General features: G+C 33.4%; 14 protein-coding genes. 4 read left to right on the top strand and 10 right to left on the bottom strand.

Going from position 1 to position 17,251, the window contains the following annotated elements; genetic code table 11:
• Positions 1-263: 263 nt before the first annotated feature.
• Positions 264-1,679, bottom strand: coding sequence for a sensor histidine kinase (locus ACWATA_RS26550; protein WP_473050367.1), 1,416 nt, complete (start codon positions 1,677-1,679; stop codon positions 264-266).
• A complete protein-coding gene (locus ACWATA_RS26545; RefSeq protein WP_473050366.1) occupies positions 1,679-2,377 on the bottom strand; it encodes a response regulator transcription factor in 699 nt (232 codons plus the stop codon). The genes ACWATA_RS26550 and ACWATA_RS26545 overlap by 1 nt, the downstream gene beginning before the upstream one ends.
• A gap of 570 nt (positions 2,378-2,947) precedes the next feature.
• On the opposite strand from ACWATA_RS26545, the gene ACWATA_RS26540 reads away from it, so the two are divergent.
• A complete protein-coding gene (locus ACWATA_RS26540; protein WP_473050365.1) occupies positions 2,948-4,210 on the top strand; it encodes a SulP family inorganic anion transporter in 1,263 nt (420 codons plus the stop codon).
• A 587-nt stretch (positions 4,211-4,797) separates the two neighbouring features.
• Here ACWATA_RS26540 and ACWATA_RS26535 read toward each other — a convergent pair.
• On the bottom strand, positions 4,798-7,179 hold the full coding sequence (locus tag ACWATA_RS26535) for a heavy metal translocating P-type ATPase (RefSeq protein WP_473050453.1): 2,382 nt from the start codon (positions 7,177-7,179) through the stop codon (positions 4,798-4,800).
• Positions 7,180-7,192: 13 nt separating this feature from the next.
• A complete protein-coding gene (locus tag ACWATA_RS26530) occupies positions 7,193-7,594 on the bottom strand; it encodes an ArsR/SmtB family transcription factor (protein ID WP_221815884.1) in 402 nt (133 codons plus the stop codon).
• A 425-nt stretch (positions 7,595-8,019) separates the two neighbouring features.
• Between ACWATA_RS26530 and ACWATA_RS26525 the strand changes: the two genes are divergently transcribed.
• Positions 8,020-9,000, top strand: coding sequence for a cation diffusion facilitator family transporter (locus tag ACWATA_RS26525; protein WP_221815885.1), 981 nt, complete (start codon positions 8,020-8,022; stop codon positions 8,998-9,000).
• 279 nt (positions 9,001-9,279) lie between these two features.
• Here ACWATA_RS26525 and ACWATA_RS26520 read toward each other — a convergent pair whose 3' ends face one another.
• From ACWATA_RS26520 to ACWATA_RS26495, 6 genes are all read right to left on the bottom strand, one after another.
• Positions 9,280-9,441 (bottom strand): double zinc ribbon domain-containing protein, encoded by a 162-nt coding sequence (locus tag ACWATA_RS26520; RefSeq protein WP_473050456.1) that lies wholly within the window; start codon positions 9,439-9,441, stop codon positions 9,280-9,282.
• On the bottom strand, positions 9,405-9,578 hold the full coding sequence (locus ACWATA_RS26515; protein ID WP_473050458.1) for a hypothetical protein: 174 nt from the start codon (positions 9,576-9,578) through the stop codon (positions 9,405-9,407). The genes ACWATA_RS26520 and ACWATA_RS26515 overlap by 37 nt, the downstream gene beginning before the upstream one ends.
• Positions 9,579-10,353: 775 nt before the next feature.
• Complete coding sequence (locus tag ACWATA_RS26510) at positions 10,354-10,842, bottom strand: PCYCGC motif-containing (lipo)protein (RefSeq protein WP_260620990.1); 489 nt, start codon at positions 10,840-10,842, stop codon at positions 10,354-10,356.
• Positions 10,843-11,252: 410 nt separating this feature from the next.
• Entirely contained in the window at positions 11,253-11,780 is a 528-nt protein-coding gene (locus ACWATA_RS26505) for a PCYCGC motif-containing (lipo)protein (protein ID WP_221815888.1), read from the bottom strand.
• A gap of 113 nt (positions 11,781-11,893) precedes the next feature.
• On the bottom strand, positions 11,894-12,619 hold the full coding sequence (locus tag ACWATA_RS26500; RefSeq protein ID WP_221815889.1) for a ZIP family metal transporter: 726 nt from the start codon (positions 12,617-12,619) through the stop codon (positions 11,894-11,896).
• 933 nt (positions 12,620-13,552) lie between these two features.
• Positions 13,553-13,804 carry a hypothetical protein gene (locus ACWATA_RS26495; protein ID WP_473050451.1) on the bottom strand — a complete coding sequence of 84 codons (252 nt, stop codon included), beginning with the start codon at positions 13,802-13,804 and terminating at the stop codon, positions 13,553-13,555.
• Between the two features lie 187 nt (positions 13,805-13,991).
• Between ACWATA_RS26495 and ACWATA_RS26490 the strand changes: the two genes are divergently transcribed.
• Positions 13,992-14,351: an ArsR/SmtB family transcription factor gene (locus ACWATA_RS26490; protein ID WP_473050450.1), complete on the top strand. Its 360-nt coding sequence runs from the start codon at positions 13,992-13,994 to the stop codon at positions 14,349-14,351.
• Positions 14,352-14,382: 31 nt separating this feature from the next.
• Positions 14,383-17,250, top strand: a complete 2,868-nt coding sequence (locus tag ACWATA_RS26485) for a heavy metal translocating P-type ATPase (protein WP_473050449.1) — start codon at positions 14,383-14,385, stop codon at positions 17,248-17,250.
• The last annotated feature ends 1 nt before the right edge of the window (position 17,251 follow it).

The following is a 17,251-nucleotide window of genomic DNA, read 5'->3' as shown; positions in this document are numbered from 1 at the left end:
ACCTGTTTATTATAAAAGTTGGAATAAAGAACTGTGATTTTCCATTTTATTTTCTTTTTTTACTACATTAGAATCAACCTTGTTAAGTAGATTATTTTTTTTTTTGTATTTTACGATAAATAATTACCAAAAGAACAGGAAAGGACATTAGAACAACTATTCCCATTAATGCTTTAAGAAAATGCTTATCTACATATAAAGAGTTACTAACAGCTACGAGACATGAAATACCTAAAATAATAAATAAAATTGGAAGATAACGTTTAAAGCTTTTCATTTTGTACGTCTCCCTTTATTTTAGAGGGTAAGGTAATAAGAAAAGTAGTTCCTTTATGTAAGGTGCTCTTTACTTTTATTTCTCCTTCTAACAATAAAACAAGGTGTTTAACAATTGACAGTCCGAGACCTGTGCTCCCTACACGGTTTGACCTAGATTTATCTGTTTTATAAAACCTTTCAAAAATGTATGGAAGATCTTCTTCTGCTATACCTATGCCTGTATCTTTTACGGATAAATGAACTCTTTTTTTCTCTATCCATCCTTTTATCTCTACATGACCATTTAACTTGTTATAGCGTATTGCATTCTCTAGTATGTTCATTAACAACTGCTCTAAGCGTGCACCATCTGTATAGATATAAGGAATATTATCCTTTAGTTCTATGGAGAGTTGTATATTCTTCTGTTTTGCTTTTAATGTTATTTTATTGAGACATCCCTCAATTAACTCTTGAATATTAATCCAATTTAGATAAAGTTCTAATTGCCCTCCTTCAATTTTAGACAATTCAAATAGGTCGTCTATTAATACATTTAGTTGATTCACTTCATTTATAATAATGGATAAATATTGTTCTTTTTCTTTTTCATCTGTATAAAGTTTATCGTAAATTACTTGTGTATAACCTTTAATATAAGAGATAGGAGTTCTTAAATCATGAGAAATATTAGCAAAGAAATCTCTCTGCCTATTTCTGTACCTTTCTAATTCTTGGCCTAAATCATTTATAGCTAAAGCTAATGACCCTACTTCATCATTTGAAGAAACATCTACTTTATTATAGAATTTTCCTTTTGCTACTTCACGTGTTACTTTTTCCATTTCTAGAAGGGGGGAAGCAAGTTTCTTTGAGGCAATGTAAGTAAATCCCAATGCAATAAATAAGGCTCCCACTAAAGATACCACTAACAACAATTGCATATGACGAACTGAATTTTTTATATGTTCTGCATCTGAAAATACTAATAATCCCCCACTTACTTTATTTGATAAACGTAGAGGTTTTCCTGAAACAATGTAATTAGTGTTATTAGTCGGATGCTGATATTCTATTTGGATAGTTTGTTTTGAATTAAGCGTTTGTAATAACTTATTTGATACATGGTTACCTGAGCGAAATAGACCTTTATTAGAGCTATATAGAATCTTTCCCTCTTGATCAATAATACAGATTTTAGTTTCTGTTAAGCTAGCAACTGTTGAGAGAGATTCAAGATCTTCTGTACTCTTGAGAATATTGGAGTATTTATCAGCTAACCGGTCAATTTGATGGTGATTCTCACTTAAGTAGAAACCAGAAAATAACTGGTTGATAGCATAAATAAGTGGTAAGAGTACACTTACTAAAATAATAAAAATAATGAGTCCTAATTTAAAAACAATACTATTCCATCTCATTATTCTTCATCTACTGGATCAAATCTATATCCAAGTCCCCAGACCGTTTTTATAGGATTATAAGTAGGCATCTTCTGTTTTAACTTTATTCGAATATTTTTAATGTGTGTATCAACCGTTCTTACATCTTTTATATCCTTAAGCCCCCAAACTACATCTAATAATACATCCCTTGTAAATAAACGATGAGGTTGCTTAGCTAATAAGTAAAGAACATCATATTCTTTAGGAGTCAAATCCAATTTCTCCCCTTTCACGAAAACTATTCTACTATCTGTCTTTATAATCAATAACTGTTCTCCAAACACTAAAACATTTTCTAGATAATTTTCATTCATAAACGATCTTCTCAACAAGGATTTAACTCGAGCAACTAACTCATCGGGTTCAAAGGGCTTTCCTAGATAATCATCAGCTCCTATTCCCAGTCCATAAACCTTATCCTTTAATTCGTTACGAGCTGTTAACATGAGGATAGGAGTGTTTTTTTCTTTTCTTATCTCTTTACAAATTTTCCAACCATCTATATATGGTAGCATAATATCAAGTATGATAAGGTCAAAATGTTCTGCATAGATCAGAGATAAGGCTGTACCGCCATCATCAGCTTCTATAACATGAAATTCATCTTTTAGATAAATTTTCAATAAATTCCTCATATTCCATTCATCATCAACAATTAATACTTTTTTCTTCATAAAAGTTCCTCCCACATTCAATTAAAAGATAATAAAGATAAAATCTACTATAGTAGATTTAGAATCGTTTCTAAATAAGCTATTATAATTATGCTAAACTCTTAGGTTACATCAAATATACTAATCATTTTTAATTTTACATTATAACTTTGAAGAAATTATGAAGTTTTTATTTAGGTAGGAAGGCTCTTTTTTCAAAAAAATAGGTAAAAAGAATCTAAAATAGAAAACTTCACCATTTCTTCAATTTTCCCTTTTAAATTATTAAGTAGTTAATAATTAAATTTAGAGAGGTGATAGAGTTTTGTGATAGTAAAATTTTAATAAAGGAGAAGTAAAACACATAAAACGGCTAAATGTAATAATCAGATAATTATGATTTCAACACGTGTGATTACCAACAGAACATCCGTTCTATGATATTTTAATTAAGGTGAACATTGCGGAATTAGCAGAATGTCTGACCTAGATATGGAATTAACCTTTAAAAATAAAAAACAAGTTATTAATATAGCAAAAAAATAAAGTCTATAGCAGATTCTTTATTAATTAGGAGGGTAATATATATCTATGAAATTAGAGGTACTTAGAGAATACTCTGTACATCATTTAAAAAGGGACGTACTATCAGGAATTGTAGTTGGTATCATAGCTATTCCATTAGGTTTAGGATTTGCTATTGCTTCAGGTATAAACCCTGTTACAGGACTTTACACAACCATTGTAGCTGGTTTATTAATTTCTATATTCGGAGGATCTCGATTTCAAATCGGTGGGCCAACCGGTGCTTTTGTCCCGGTTTTATTAGGTATTATGTTGCAATTTGGATATGAAAACCTCTTAATTGCAGGATTTATGGCCGGTATTTTACTAATTATCTTCGCAATATGCAAAGTAGGAAGCTTAATTAAATATTTCCCTCAATCAACGATTATAGGCTTTCAGTCTGGTATTGCCGTTATTATTTTCACTGGACAAATCCCTAATTTTTTAGGGTTGCATAATATTGATAAATCTAAATACTTCTATCTAAATATGAAAGAAATATTTGAAAACCTTACTAGAGTGAATATCTATAGTGTAATTACTGCAACCCTTTGTTTGTTAATCATTCTAGTCGTTCTGCATTTTTCACCTAAATCCATAGGGATTTCTTATTTGTTAGGAATACTTTTTTCAAGTTTAATCTCATCTATGCTCTTTTCAAGTCAAATTGAAACCATCAGTTCAATTTATGGAAAAATTCCAAACCAGCTTCCTATACCTCATTTCCCCCAGGTTACTATTGACAAGATGATAGCTCTTTTACCCTCATCTTTTGTCATAGCAGTACTTGTAGGATTGCAATCTTTGTTGACAGCTCGGGTTGCGGACGAAATGACTCAATCAAAACATTGTAGCAAAAGGGAGCTAATTGGTCAGGGGATTGTAAATATGGTTACCCCCTTATTTCATGGAATCCCAGCTGCAGGAGAGATAGCACGGACTGTAACAAATATAAAAAATGGCGCCTCTTCACCTATTGCAGGAATAACGCATGCCCTATTTGTGTTATTTGTTTTATTATTACTTGCACCATATGCTTCATATGTCTCCCTTGCTAGCTTGGCTCCTGTTTTAATGCTGGTAGCATGGAACATAAGTAAAAGAGAACAATTTTCTATTATTCTAAAAGATAAATCCCAAAATTCATTGATTTTAACGATCACTTTTTTACTTACCGTCTTTACTAATTTAACAGTAGGAATCGGGGCTGGACTGTGTTTATCTCTCTTATTCTTTCTAAAAAGAGGAATGAAGAACAATCATAATGAATTAAAGGAAACAAAATAATAAATTATTTGATGTAGACTAAAAAAGTGAGGGACATTAATGTCCCTTACGTAACAACAGTTTATAACTTTTTATTTTCCATATTTTAAACTTTTGTTGCTGAAAGCTTTAGATGTGCTTTTAAGCTACCTAAATACGGTGATTATCGTATTTATTTCTTGTCTTTAAATCGCTTAAACAATAACACTACAGCTCCTATGATACCGCACACTAAAATAAATATATTTGTCAGGCTGAAAGGAATATGATTTAGTAAACGAAAAGCTGTTTTTAGGTTAAAGTATGAATCAGTAACAAACAAATGATAAGTAGAAAAAGCTGCAAGTGTAAATACTATAATGAATAGCAATATAATAATTCTTTGGATTAACATTGATTAAGGCCTCTCTTTGTGCTTTATCAAATGACTTTTTCTAATAGCCATAGGTAGTTAATTTTTAACATGGACTATATTCAATTATATAAAATAGTTATGAAGAAAAAGTGGTAAAAGTATGACAAAATTGTAGTGGGAAAATTCTTAATTGCAGGTGTTGTGCATAAAAAATAAAGCTGACCATTACAAGATTGGTCAGCTTTATTTTTATTTATTTTAAACGTAAGACACGCATGGCATTTAAAACAGCTAGCAACGTCACACCCACATCTGAAAAGACTGCTTCCCACATGGTTGCAATTCCAAATGCACCTAATAGCAAGAAGATAACTTTAACTCCCAAGGCAAATAAAATATTTTGCCATACGATGCGACGAGTACGTTTAGCAATACCGATAGCTGTTGGGATTTTAGAAGGCTCATCTGTCATAATGACAATGTCTGCTGCCTCAATGGCTGCATCTGAACCTAGGCCACCCATGGCCATTCCAACATCTGCTCGTGCTAAAACAGGTGTATCGTTAATACCATCGCCAACAAATATAATTTTTTCTTTTGGAGATTTTTGTGCATCTAGTTTTTCAATTTCCTCTACCTTATGTTGAGGTAACAACTCTGCATGGACTTCATCTACTCCTAACTGCTTACCCACTGATTCTCCTACTGCTTTTGCATCTCCAGTTAACATAACTGTCTTTTTTATGCCTAATTCTTTTAAAGATTGAATTGCTTGCGCAGAGTCTTCTTTTACTTCATCAGAAATGACGATATATCCTGCGTATTTTTTATCTACCGAAATATGGACAATGGTCCCAGTTTCATTTGGTTGTTGAAATTCAATTTTTTCTTTGTTCATAAGTTTGGCATTTCCAGCCAAAATTTCTTTTCCACCTACTGTGATTTGAATACCATGACCCGAAATCTCATTATATTCTTGTATTGAATCTTCATTTATTTTCTTTCCATATGCCTTTCTGATAGACTCAGCAATTGGATGATTAGAGTGCACTTCAGCTAAAGCTGCATATTCCAAAACCTGTTCTTTTGTAAAGTTAAACTTAGGACGAATACCTGTTACTTTAAATACACCTTTGGTCAAAGTACCCGTTTTATCAAATACAACATATTTAACATCGTTTAACGCTTCTAAATAGTTACTTCCTTTTACAAGGATGCCTGTTTTAGATGCAGCACCTATTCCTCCAAAGAAACCTAATGGAATTGAAACGACAAGTGCACAAGGACATGAAATCACTAGGAATACTAGTGCACGATAAATCCAATCTGAAAAAGTCGCTCCACTTATCAATAAAGGTGGTATAACAGCTAACGCAGTTGCAACAATTACTACAACTGGGGTGTAATAACGAGCAAATTTTGTAATGAAGTTTTCTGTTGGTGCTTTTCGACTACTTGCATTTTGAACTAATTCTAAAATTTTAGATACTGTTGATTCTTCAAATCCTTTTGTTACTTCTACCGTTAAAACACCATTCTTATTAATAAACCCACTAAGCACATCACTTCCAACTTCCACTTCTCGTGGTACAGATTCCCCTGTTAAAGCTGATGTATCCATCATTGAGCTACCAACTAATACTTTCCCATCTAATGGAACTTTTTCGCCAGGTTTAATCAAGATGATATCGCCTATATTTACATCTTCCGGAGAAACTTTTACGAATTCACTTCCACGTTTTACATTTGCGGAATCCGGTCGAATATCCATGAGTGCGCTAATAGACTTACGCGAACGATTTACAGCAATGCTTTGGAATAATTCTCCCACTTGGTAGAAGAGCATAACTGCAACCCCTTCAGGATATTGTTTAATAGAAAAAGCACCAATCGTCGCTAGAGCCATAAGAAAATGTTCATCAAAAACTTGCCCTCTTATAATATTTTTTACAGCTCTTAAAACGATATCTCCACCTATAATCAGATAAGCAATGAGAAATAATCCAAGCTCTGCCACTCCGGGAACAGGAGCAAACATTCCGATTCCGGCTAGCACAGCACCTATTCCCAATCGAGCGAACATTTTTTTGGTGTTTTCATTTCCGTGTTCATGGTCGTGACCATGAGCATGACCGTCATCGTGTTTACGAGACTCTGATATCACTTCTACTTCTGGTTCTAACTTTTTCACAATCTTTGTAGCTTCATTTTCTAATTGATCTAGTTGATCTGGATTAGAAGCTTCCATAATTAGTTTTTTAGAAACAAAATCAACAGTAGAAGATGTTACTCCTTCTAGCTTTCCTACTCCTTGTTCAATTTTGGCTGCGCAATTTGCACAATCCAATCCTTTTAAATACAAAGTTCTTACAGAAGCAGTTCTTTTAGATCCATCTTTTTCTTGTATATTGATATGAGGTTCTAACGTCTTCACTTTTTTCTTTGCCTCTGATATAACTGTTCCTTCTTGAGTATTATCAGTCTCTAAAATCAGAGTCTTTGTAACAAAGTTAACAGAACATGAGGATACTCCTTGTATACCCTTTACTCCATTTTCAATTTTAAGAGCACAGTTTGCACAATCTAACCCCTCTAGTAACAGCTCCCGTTTCACTTTTTGCTTTTGTTCTTCCATTGATTTCTCGCCTCTATTCTTCTTGTATGTTATCTTCAGTCACATGTTGGAATGCCTGATTGAAAATTTGAATCACATGGTGATCAGCAAGTGAGTAATATACTACTTTTCCTGCCTTACGGTTTTTAACCAGCTTAGCTTGCTTCAAGACACGTAACTGATGAGAAATGGATGATTGTGTCATTTCTAATAGATAAGCCAAATCACATACACACATTTCCGTTTCAAATAAAGCGTGGAGAATACGTGTTCTTGTTCGGTCTCCTAATACTTTAAATAACTCTGCGACATCTGTTAAGACTTCTTGACTTGGTGTTGTCTCTTTTACTTTTGCTACTACTTCTTCGTGAATAACTGTTTGACTGCACGTTTCCTGAGTTGTTGCTGCTGTTTTAGTTTCTTTATTTGTTATCATATTTTCACATCCTTGAATATATGAACAATAATTCATATGTTCATATGTTTGTTTTTATTATATGTAGCATGCCTCTAATGTGTCAATGGATATTTACTAAACAATTAATAATATTTCCTTTCTTAAGAGCTTAATATTCAGCTCTTAATCCATAAAGTATAAATATCACTGTTTTTATCATTTACTCAAAAACACTTCATAGCACAGCATAAAGTTTTCTGAACAAACAAATACTATTATTAATGGAGTTAACGAAGAAAAATTCCAACCATTATTTAAAATATGCTCTAGATATAAAGTGGGAATAAAAAATTAAGATAATGATAAAAATGTGCGCTTCTTTATTAAAAATTAATGGATTAACTGAAAGAAGTTATAAAATCACCTCGATTTCAAAAACAATAATATGCTATAAGGAGGATATGATGGAGAGAATTCTAGAAAATAACGAACATGTTCACCAACATAATGATAACCATGATGAACATGCTCATGGAATGGGACATGTTCATGTTGCACAAGACAAATTAAAAAAGGCAATTTTTTTAGGCGTATTGGTATTAATTGCAGAAGTGATAGGCGGTTTTTTAGCAAATAGCCTGGCTTTATTAAGCGATGCTGGGCACATGTTAACCGACGTGGCCTCACTAATTGTGGCATGGCTAGCCATTCGAATGTCGTTGAACCCCCCTTCACCTTCTATGACATACGGCTATCACCGTATTACGATACTTGCTGCACTTTTAAATGCACTAACATTAATTGGAATAGCCATCTTTATTGGTGGAGAAGCGTATAAACGTATTACAAATCCCGAACCCGTTCAAGGAACTGTTTTGTTTATTACCGCAGGGATTGGACTTGTTGTAAACCTTTACATAGGTCTAGGTATGAAAAATCAAGCTGACAACGTAAATATTCGAAGTGCAATGCTTCACGTAATGGGTGATGCTGCAGCTTCAGCAGGGGTCATTGTAGCAGGTATAATTATGTATTTTACACAGTGGTATATTCTAGATCCTATTTTAAGTATTTTAATTGCTCTACTTGTGGCAGTTGGGGCGTGGCGTATTATAAAAGAAACCTATGTTGTATTAATGGAAGGGACCCCTGCTGGAATCGAATTTAAAGAAGTAGAAACAGCAATTAAATCTATACCAGATGTTAAAGACATTCATGATCTTCATATTTGGAGTTTAACTTCGAATAAAAACGCCATGAGCAGTCATATTGAAGTAGATGGAAGTATCACAGTTCGAGAAACTATGAACATTATTCGTAACATTGAACAGGTTCTAGAGAAAAAGTTTCAAATTGGTCACGTGACAATTCAAGTAGAGGACCAACAACATGCCCATGGAGGAGAAATGTTTGACATTGATAAGAATTGGAATGGTAAAGAATAAAATTACAATTTCTCTACTTTATGCTAATGATAATTTAGCATCTGTTTCTGATTTGTCTCTATGAAACCATAACACAAGACTTCGGGTTTCTAAATCAAGCTGTAAAGTGCGTGAAAGGTTAATTTCACATCTTTAATTTAATATATGGAAAGCATAATGAGTAGTTGTTTTGATGTTTTAAGAACAAAATAAATATGTGCTTTTTATAGTATAGGTAAATAAAAATTAGCTTTTAATGACAAAACCTTCTCTTCACGTTGTAAGAAGAGAAGGTTTTGTTCATCTAATGGATGTTCCACACTGCTGACAAAATTTTGCGTGTCCCATTACAGTATTATTGCATTTTGGACAAACTACAGGATTTTTTTGAAGCCTATCTCCACATTCATAACAAAATTTATGACTTACATCATTAGAAGCATTACAGCGCCGACAAGTAATGATATTTGAAGGCCTTGGTGTAGTTCTTGGTTCCCCATAGCGATATGGACGAGGCTCTTCGTAATATTCATGATGGTCATCGTGATGGTCCCCGTGATGGTCACCGTGATGCCCATGTCGACGGTGATGATCGTCATGATGATCACCTAATAAACGTCTAAAAAAATCTGACATTTTTCTCCCTCCTATATGCATATTCAGGATTTTAAATAGTTAAACTTTTAATATACATAGTATAGTTGTTAGCTGTAATCTACCTGAACATGTTTTCATTAAAGTGAATATATGAACATTTGTTCATATATTGATTATATGCATTTCAAGATTAATGTGTCAACATTCCTTGTTAACACACTATAGTAGCTGCTTCTAGATAAGATGGTGAAAAGAATCCTAATATTGTTCTTGAAACGAAAGCTTTCCACTGAGAATATCTTCTATCAGGACATTTCTATATAGGCAAATTCATTGAACTAAACCTAATCATCTTATGAAAATTGGATACATAATGAGACAAATGCATATGATTAATGGTCTTCTTTATTATGATAACAAAGCATTTTATTTATGCGAAAGATTAAGACAGACGTCTAGTAACATTAGGAATGGAAGTGATTCCAAAATCACGATTCACCACTATTTCTAAATGAAATAGAAAAAAAGAGGATCTGGTGACAGTTTAAAGTCAGAGCTTTTTTCACTATTAAAATGGACTATTTTTAACCCATAGATGTAGAATCTCTTTGCGGAATTTTGGTCAAAAGAAGAAGTAAGTGCCACAGATTTGAAAACATATTCACCAACTGACCGGTTCTTAGTATCTAATTATCCTTAATTAAAAAAGCCAACCGATTAATAGTATCTGCTGGCTTTTTAATGTGTGTGATCTTACGATTGTTACTCAATTTAGAATCATACTTCAGGAGTGGGAGTAGGATTAGGGTACCCTTCTTTATACTTATCCTCAATATCCTGGCGAATTTCTTTGATTGATTTTCCATCATTATAGTCTACAATCGCTTGAGACGCAATATTTGGACAGACTCGAGAATTTGTTGCATGAGCATCCCATACTATTCTACCGTTATCTTTGTTCTCTTTAATAAAACAATCATAGTTACTCTTATGACCTTCTGCTGCCCCACTGTCACAATAACATGGAATGTTCTCCAATAACTTTTTATTCTTCGAAACTTCTGTATAGACTATTTTTATATTGTCAGGTTTCTCACTCAAGAATGTAGGTAAGGTTTGATTCGCTGTCTCTTCTCTGACATCCTCACTAGCATCTGCTGTGTTATTATTTTTTTGAGCATCTTTTTCCTCATTCATATTTGGTAAAATGGCCCATATAATAGTGATTATTAATATTGCTGATAAAAATAAAAGTTTTTTGAACAACCTAAGCATCCTTTCTTCCGTATATTATTATTACTAGCTCTATAATAATAAATAGTAGCATTCCAATCAGCAAGCTATGTCACTGTTTGTTCACAATTTTTCTGAAAAGTTGATGCCAATTTATAAAAAAAGAAGTCTTTACTTAAAAAACGTAAAGACTTCTTCAAAATATTTATTCTCTTTTATTTATAACAAAACACTTTATATTGTTTTAAAAACGTAATTTTAACAATCATCGTTCCTACATGAATAAGACTTTTAATCTCTTTACCTTTGTTTCCAATTATTTTTTATACTCCTCTTACCATCTTTAATTACAAACCATAAGCCTAAAAGGGTTAAAGTTAATCCAAAACAAGCCATTAAGATAAGGAATACTATCATCATTTTCTCCTTTTATAAAGGGGATTTTAAACCTCTGGAGTTGGTGTTGGTTTAGCATAACCACTTTTATATTTTTCATCAATTGATTGACGAATTTGTTTAATTGATTTACCCGATTTTAAATCAGAAACTGACTGAGCTGCAATCTCGAGACAAACACCACATTTTGTTCCATGGTCATCCCATACTACCTTACCATCTTCTTTATTCTCATGGATAAAGCAATCATAGTTATTTTTGTGCCCTGCCGATTCACCACAGCCACAGTAGCATGGAATCTTCTCTAACAACTCTTTATTTTGTGCAGCATTTGCATAAATGACCTGCATATCTTCCGATTTCTCTTTTAAAAATTCCGGCAAAACTTCATTACTTGCTGTTTCTTCCCTAATATCACCACTAGCGACTTCTGAGTGTTGTTCGTGGTCTTTCGTTGTTTGGCTTGTTTTTTCTTTACTTACCTTTTCTTCATTTGTATTTGAACAAGCTACAGAGAATATACTTATGACTAACATGATTAATACAAATAGAGACTTTTTATGCAACAGAAACATCCTTTCCTACTATTTATTTTAGTAACTAATTCTATAATAGTAGGGAAAAGCTCCACCCACAAGGTGTATTCATCATTATTGGCGTTTTTAAAACATCGAAAAACAAAATATCTTTAATGACTGTGAAACAGTGAAAGCGAATACTGATAAAAGTAAATAATTAATACCCCTAAGCCTATAAGCATCCATACATGTAGGCGTCTGAAATGAGTTATAGCCTTGCCTATTACTTCATGAAAGATAACGAAGGACAATGTTCCGATTGCTCCCCCAGTCGATAAAGCTTGTAATTTAAGTGAGGAAGCTTGTACGCTTTCTCCAATCAATAAACTCCCACCTAAGGATAGAGATAAGAAGGCTACAATTAGTATAAAGAATAATTGAGGGACTTTTGCTACAGAAAGAACAGTCATGATCGCCATGCCCTCGGGGACCTGGTGTAAAATTGTGGCTACAAATACAGAAGTTGATTCATGTATATCGGTTATACCGAATGTAATTCCAGTAATTACATTATGAAAGAATATAGCAACCGTTAATAAAATGAGTGCTTGTAAAGGTGAAATTTTACTATTTTGCTTATGCAAAAAGAGATCAATACATAGCATTACGACATATCCTGCAACAATTCCCAATAGTACCCCTTTTAGGTCGTATATATGCCAAGTAGAGGGAAGGATATCAAATAACAATAATCCTAATAAGATTCCTCCACATATGGCATACATAAACTGAATCTTTCCCTGAACTACATAGCTTACTATTTTAAGGAGGCCACCACCTACTAATAAACCAAGTAATGAACCTAAAGTGAATAACAAATTCATTTGTATGTGCATGCTTGTTACTTCCTTTCAGCTATATTGTCATTTACAATTAACCTATTCGAAGAAAAAGCAATCATACCTAAGTTTTACATATCTTTAGCAGAAAAATTAGCATTCGCTAATAAAAAAAAGAATGGTTACCCCATCCTTTTTTTCTAATTTTTTAATTACAATGCCCATGATTCTTTTATGAATATTTTATTTTTTGTTACTTAAACATTATATATTCAATTGTATTAACTGCACCCAAAGAATAAATTCCTTTGATTAAAAGCATCTGATTCTATATAATGCGCTTTTAATTTAGAAACGCTTAATATAAGACTCTTTTTCATTATAATCAAAGAGCATTGTGTTACCACATAGAAGATGTAAATGATACACTACTCTAAAAAGGCAACTAGGAGCGATCATCAATATGGCTAATTTTATCTGCCAAGTATGCAATTCTGAATTCAAAAGCTATAGCAAAAATGCAAAATATTGTTCTCAATCATGCAAGGGTGAAGGTTATATCAAATATCCGGTAAAAAAGTGTAAGATATGCCAAAAAGAATACAAACCAATAAGAGCTACAAGTAAATTTTGTTCACTCAAATGCTGTGCCATGGACAAGAAAATCAAATGTAAAGCTAATCCCTCTGCTACAAAATAGATATTTTCTTCTCTAGTGATACGTATTCATAAAAAAGAGCAAATCCAAAAGATTTGCTCTTTTTTTTATTGCTTAAATCTTATGATGGTGGTGTTCTTTTCTTTTTCACTGCTTTTCTTTTCGTTATATAACAAGAAGCTAAATAAGAACCTACTACATAGATAAGAGATAAAGCTTGGAAAGACAACTTTATTAGAAATGAGGATAGTTAGGTTGTTCTTAGATGTTAAAATCTAAAACATTCTATACATAGTTTAACTATATAGACTTTTCTTCATTAACCTTAATAGTTACCATGCCTCAGTGAATCCGCCTATAGCTATCACAATCACTATTAGACCTATGCCCATGTAAAGAAAGGGCCCTTTTCCTTTCCACTCTAAATGAGTAGCGTAACTATTAAAAACGAGCGATGCTCCTAACAAAACAAGGCCAAATGACTTCAAGTAAAGTGAATGCTGAAAATAAGAAACGATAGCTAGAATGGCTCCGACTACAGCTAAAAGTACATAAAATACTTTCAATGCTTTAAGACACTTCATGTCTTTCCTCCTTTTTGCATCAACCTTAAACTACCCTCTGCTATCCAGCATATGTCTTTTTACAATCAATTTAGTTCTTGTTTCAAAATATAATTAAAATAATCAAATAAATATTTGAACATTTTATGAAAATGGCATATATTATAAACAAATGAACATTTGAATGTTTGAATATAAGGAGGAAATTATGGCAAAAGATCGCTGCGATATTTATTGTTATAACGAAGAGAAAGTTAATCGTATTAAATCATCTATAGATATTGAGGAGGTTCAAGATATAACGAAGTCTTTAAAAGCTTTAGCCGATGAAACAAGATTGAAAATTGTTCTTGCTTTGTATAAGGGAGAAGAATTATGTGTTTGTGATGCGGCCAATATTGTTGGGTCTACAGTAGCAACAGCTTCTCATCATTTGAGACTTCTTCGTAATATGGGAATTGCAAGCTACCGTAAAGAAGGAAAACTAGCTTTTTATTCTTTGAATGATGAACATATTAAGCAGTTGATTCAAGTCATGTTTACTGAGAAGGAAGAAATTACGCTTTAAGCTTTTCTTACTATATGAGGAGTTGGAAGAAATGGCACATAAAAATGAACAAGATGAATCAAATAAAAGTTGTTGCAGTAGCAATCCTTCAAGCAAGCTAGAAAATGAAGTGAAAAGCGATAGTTGCTGTAGCTCAGCTAGTATTCCTTTAATAAAAGAGGAGAATCAACAGAAAAAATCGAGTTGTTGCAGTTCAAGTAGCTCTACTGTAGTTGAAGAAGCTCCTAAAGAGCAACAATCAAGTTGCTGTAGCAGCGATACGTCAAATGCTTCATCAAGTGAAGTAAAGGTAGATAGTTGCTGCAGTTCAGAGGGGACCACTTTAACCAAAGAAGAAAATCTACAAAAGAAATCGAGTTGTTGTAGTTCAAGTAACTCTACTGTAGTTGAAGAAGCTCCTAAAGAGCAACAATCAAGCTGTTGTAGCAACAATACGTCAAAGACTTCATCAAACGATGTAAACGTAGATGATAGTTGCTGCAGTTCAGATAGTGTTGCCTTAACTAAAGAAGAAAATCTACAACTTAAGTCAAGTTGTTGTAGCAGTAACAGTTCTGCTTCTGAAGAGAAAGAACTTGCTACAGATGGAACTGGAGAAAAAAGCGAATATCGAGTGTTTGGAATGGATTGCCCGGCTTGTGCCGTGACGATTGAAAAAAGTTTAAAAACTTTAAAAGATATCCAAGACGTAAAAGTAAATTATAGTACAGGAAAACTACAAGTAGTAGCTAATGAGAAATCTGCTTTCTCTCCTATCCAAAGCCAAGTTGAGAAACTAGGTTTTAGTATTGAACCTCTCAATCAAAATAAACGAATGAAAACATATCTGGTTGAAGGAATGGACTGTGGTGCTTGTGCTAAAACCATTGAAAATCATCTACGAAATGTGCCTGGTGTTAAAGAAGTCAGTGTCAACTTTTCAACAGGGAAGGCACAGATTGAGCATGAAAATGACGTAGAAGAGATTGTAAAAGAAGTATCCAAAGCTGGATATACCGCGACTTTACTAACCAAAAATAGAAAAGCCTTAGAAACAAACCATAATAAAGGAAAAAATGGTCCTCTTATTTTTTCAGGTATCTTAATTGCGTTGGGCTTCATTGGCTCCTACACAGGAATTTCTCCTTTTATTAATAATATCCTGTATGTAGTAGCTATGGTTATTAGTGGATATAAGCCTGCTAAGAGTGCTTTTTATGCTGTTAAAAGTCGTTCATTAGATATGAATGTATTAATGACCGTTGCAGCGCTTGGAGCTGCTATTATTGGTGAATGGCTCGAAGGTGCTACAGTCGTATGGCTATTTGCCCTTGGAGTAGCATTACAAACTAGGTCCATCGAACAAACAAGGAATTCAATACGAAACTTAATGGATTTAGCTCCTCCTGAAGCTTGGGTAAAACAAGGAGACCAATTGCTGAAAAAAGCCGTAGAAGAAGTATCTATAGGAAATATTATTGTGGTCAAACCAGGAGATCGAATTCCTTTAGACGGAGAAGTAGTACAGGGAGAATCTAGTATTAATCAGGCTCCTATTACTGGTGAATCGATTCCAGTTGATAAAGAAATTGGCGATGCTGTTTATGCTGGAACAATTAATGAGAGTGGCTCATTAGAAATCAAAGTGACAAAATTGGTAGAAGACACGACCATTTCTAAAATTATTCACTTGGTTGAAGAAGCTCAAGAAAAGAAAGCTCCAACTCAAGCATTTGTCGATAAATTTGCAACGATTTATACACCTATTGTCTTTATCCTAGCTTTATTAGTGATGGTGGTCCCTCCTTTATTCGGTGGATCATGGGGTGACTGGTTCTACAAAGGGCTTGAATTATTAGTAGTAGCATGTCCTTGTGCGTTGGTTATCTCTACGCCAGTAGCTATTGTATCAGCTATTGGTAATGCAGCTAAAAATGGTGTCCTTATAAAAGGAGGAACATTCTTAGAAAAAGCAGGAGCTATAAACGCAATTGCCTTTGATAAGACTGGTACGCTTACGAAAGGTAAACCAGCTGTTTCAAACGTGATTCCTTATAATACTACGGAAGAACAGCTTCTATCCGTCACTAAAACGTTAGAAGAGTATTCAAATCATCCAATTGCAAGAGCGATTGTTGCTTATGCTGATGATCAAGGTATTACTAATTTAGAAGGTTCAAATTTTAAAAGTATAACAGGTAAAGGTGTGCAAGCAACAATTGATGGAACTATCTATTATGCAGGGAATGCAAAGTTATTCTCAGATATAGGAACACCATTATCTAATTCTTTAACACATATTGAAAAGCTTCAAACTGAAGGGAAAACCATTATTATTGTGGGAACAAAAGAAGAAGTGTTAGGAATTGTAGGAGTAGCTGATATCATCAGAAAAACAACATTATCAGCTTTAGATAGCCTTAAACAAAATGGAATCAAACAAATTGTCATGTTAACAGGCGATAATGAAGGTACAGCAAAAATGATTGCCTCTCAATCAGGGGTAAATCGTTATTTTGCAGACCTTTTACCTGAAGATAAAGTAACAGCAATCAAGCAGTTGCAAAGCGAAGGTTATAAAACAGCTATGGTTGGAGACGGCATTAATGATGCCCCTGCATTGGCGACAGCAGACCTTGGAATTGCAATGGGTGGTGCAGGTACAGACACAGCCATGGAGACAGCAGATATTGTATTAATGGCGGATAACTTAGAAAAGCTACCTCATACCATGAAATTAAGTCGAAAAGCATTGAAGGTTATTAAACAAAACATCTGGTTTTCGATTATTATCAAAGTAATTGCTTTAGTATTTATTTTCCCTGGTTGGTTAACGCTTTGGATTGCTGTACTCAGTGATACAGGAGCTGCCTTACTTGTTATCTTAAATAGCCTTCGATTATTAAAAATGAAGGAGTAAA

Source organism: Priestia sp. USM5 (genome assembly GCF_058323215.1).
The sequence above is the reverse complement of the archived record's forward strand: the minus strand, read 5'-3'. Positions and strand labels throughout refer to the sequence as shown.

Excerpts from the sequence above, each read along its gene's own strand:
- ACWATA_RS26550 (WP_473050367.1), bottom strand. The coding sequence starts at position 1,679 with ATGAGATGGAATAGTATTGTTTTTAAATTAGGACTCATTATTTTTATT.
- ACWATA_RS26545 (WP_473050366.1), bottom strand. The coding sequence starts at position 2,377 with ATGAAGAAAAAAGTATTAATTGTTGATGATGAATGGAATATGAGGAAT.
- ACWATA_RS26540 (WP_473050365.1), top strand. The coding sequence starts at position 2,948 with ATGAAATTAGAGGTACTTAGAGAATACTCTGTACATCATTTAAAAAGG.
- ACWATA_RS26535 (WP_473050453.1), bottom strand. The coding sequence starts at position 7,179 with ATGGAAGAACAAAAGCAAAAAGTGAAACGGGAGCTGTTACTAGAGGGG.
- ACWATA_RS26530 (WP_221815884.1), bottom strand. The coding sequence starts at position 7,594 with ATGATAACAAATAAAGAAACTAAAACAGCAGCAACAACTCAGGAAACG.
- ACWATA_RS26525 (WP_221815885.1), top strand. The coding sequence starts at position 8,020 with ATGGAGAGAATTCTAGAAAATAACGAACATGTTCACCAACATAATGAT.
- ACWATA_RS26515 (WP_473050458.1), bottom strand. The coding sequence starts at position 9,578 with ATGACGATCATCACCGTCGACATGGGCATCACGGTGACCATCACGGGG.
- ACWATA_RS26505 (WP_221815888.1), bottom strand. The coding sequence starts at position 11,780 with ATGTTTCTGTTGCATAAAAAGTCTCTATTTGTATTAATCATGTTAGTC.
- ACWATA_RS26500 (WP_221815889.1), bottom strand. The coding sequence starts at position 12,619 with ATGCACATACAAATGAATTTGTTATTCACTTTAGGTTCATTACTTGGT.
- ACWATA_RS26495 (WP_473050451.1), bottom strand. The coding sequence starts at position 13,804 with ATGAAGTGTCTTAAAGCATTGAAAGTATTTTATGTACTTTTAGCTGTA.
- ACWATA_RS26490 (WP_473050450.1), top strand. The coding sequence starts at position 13,992 with ATGGCAAAAGATCGCTGCGATATTTATTGTTATAACGAAGAGAAAGTT.
- ACWATA_RS26485 (WP_473050449.1), top strand. The coding sequence starts at position 14,383 with ATGGCACATAAAAATGAACAAGATGAATCAAATAAAAGTTGTTGCAGT.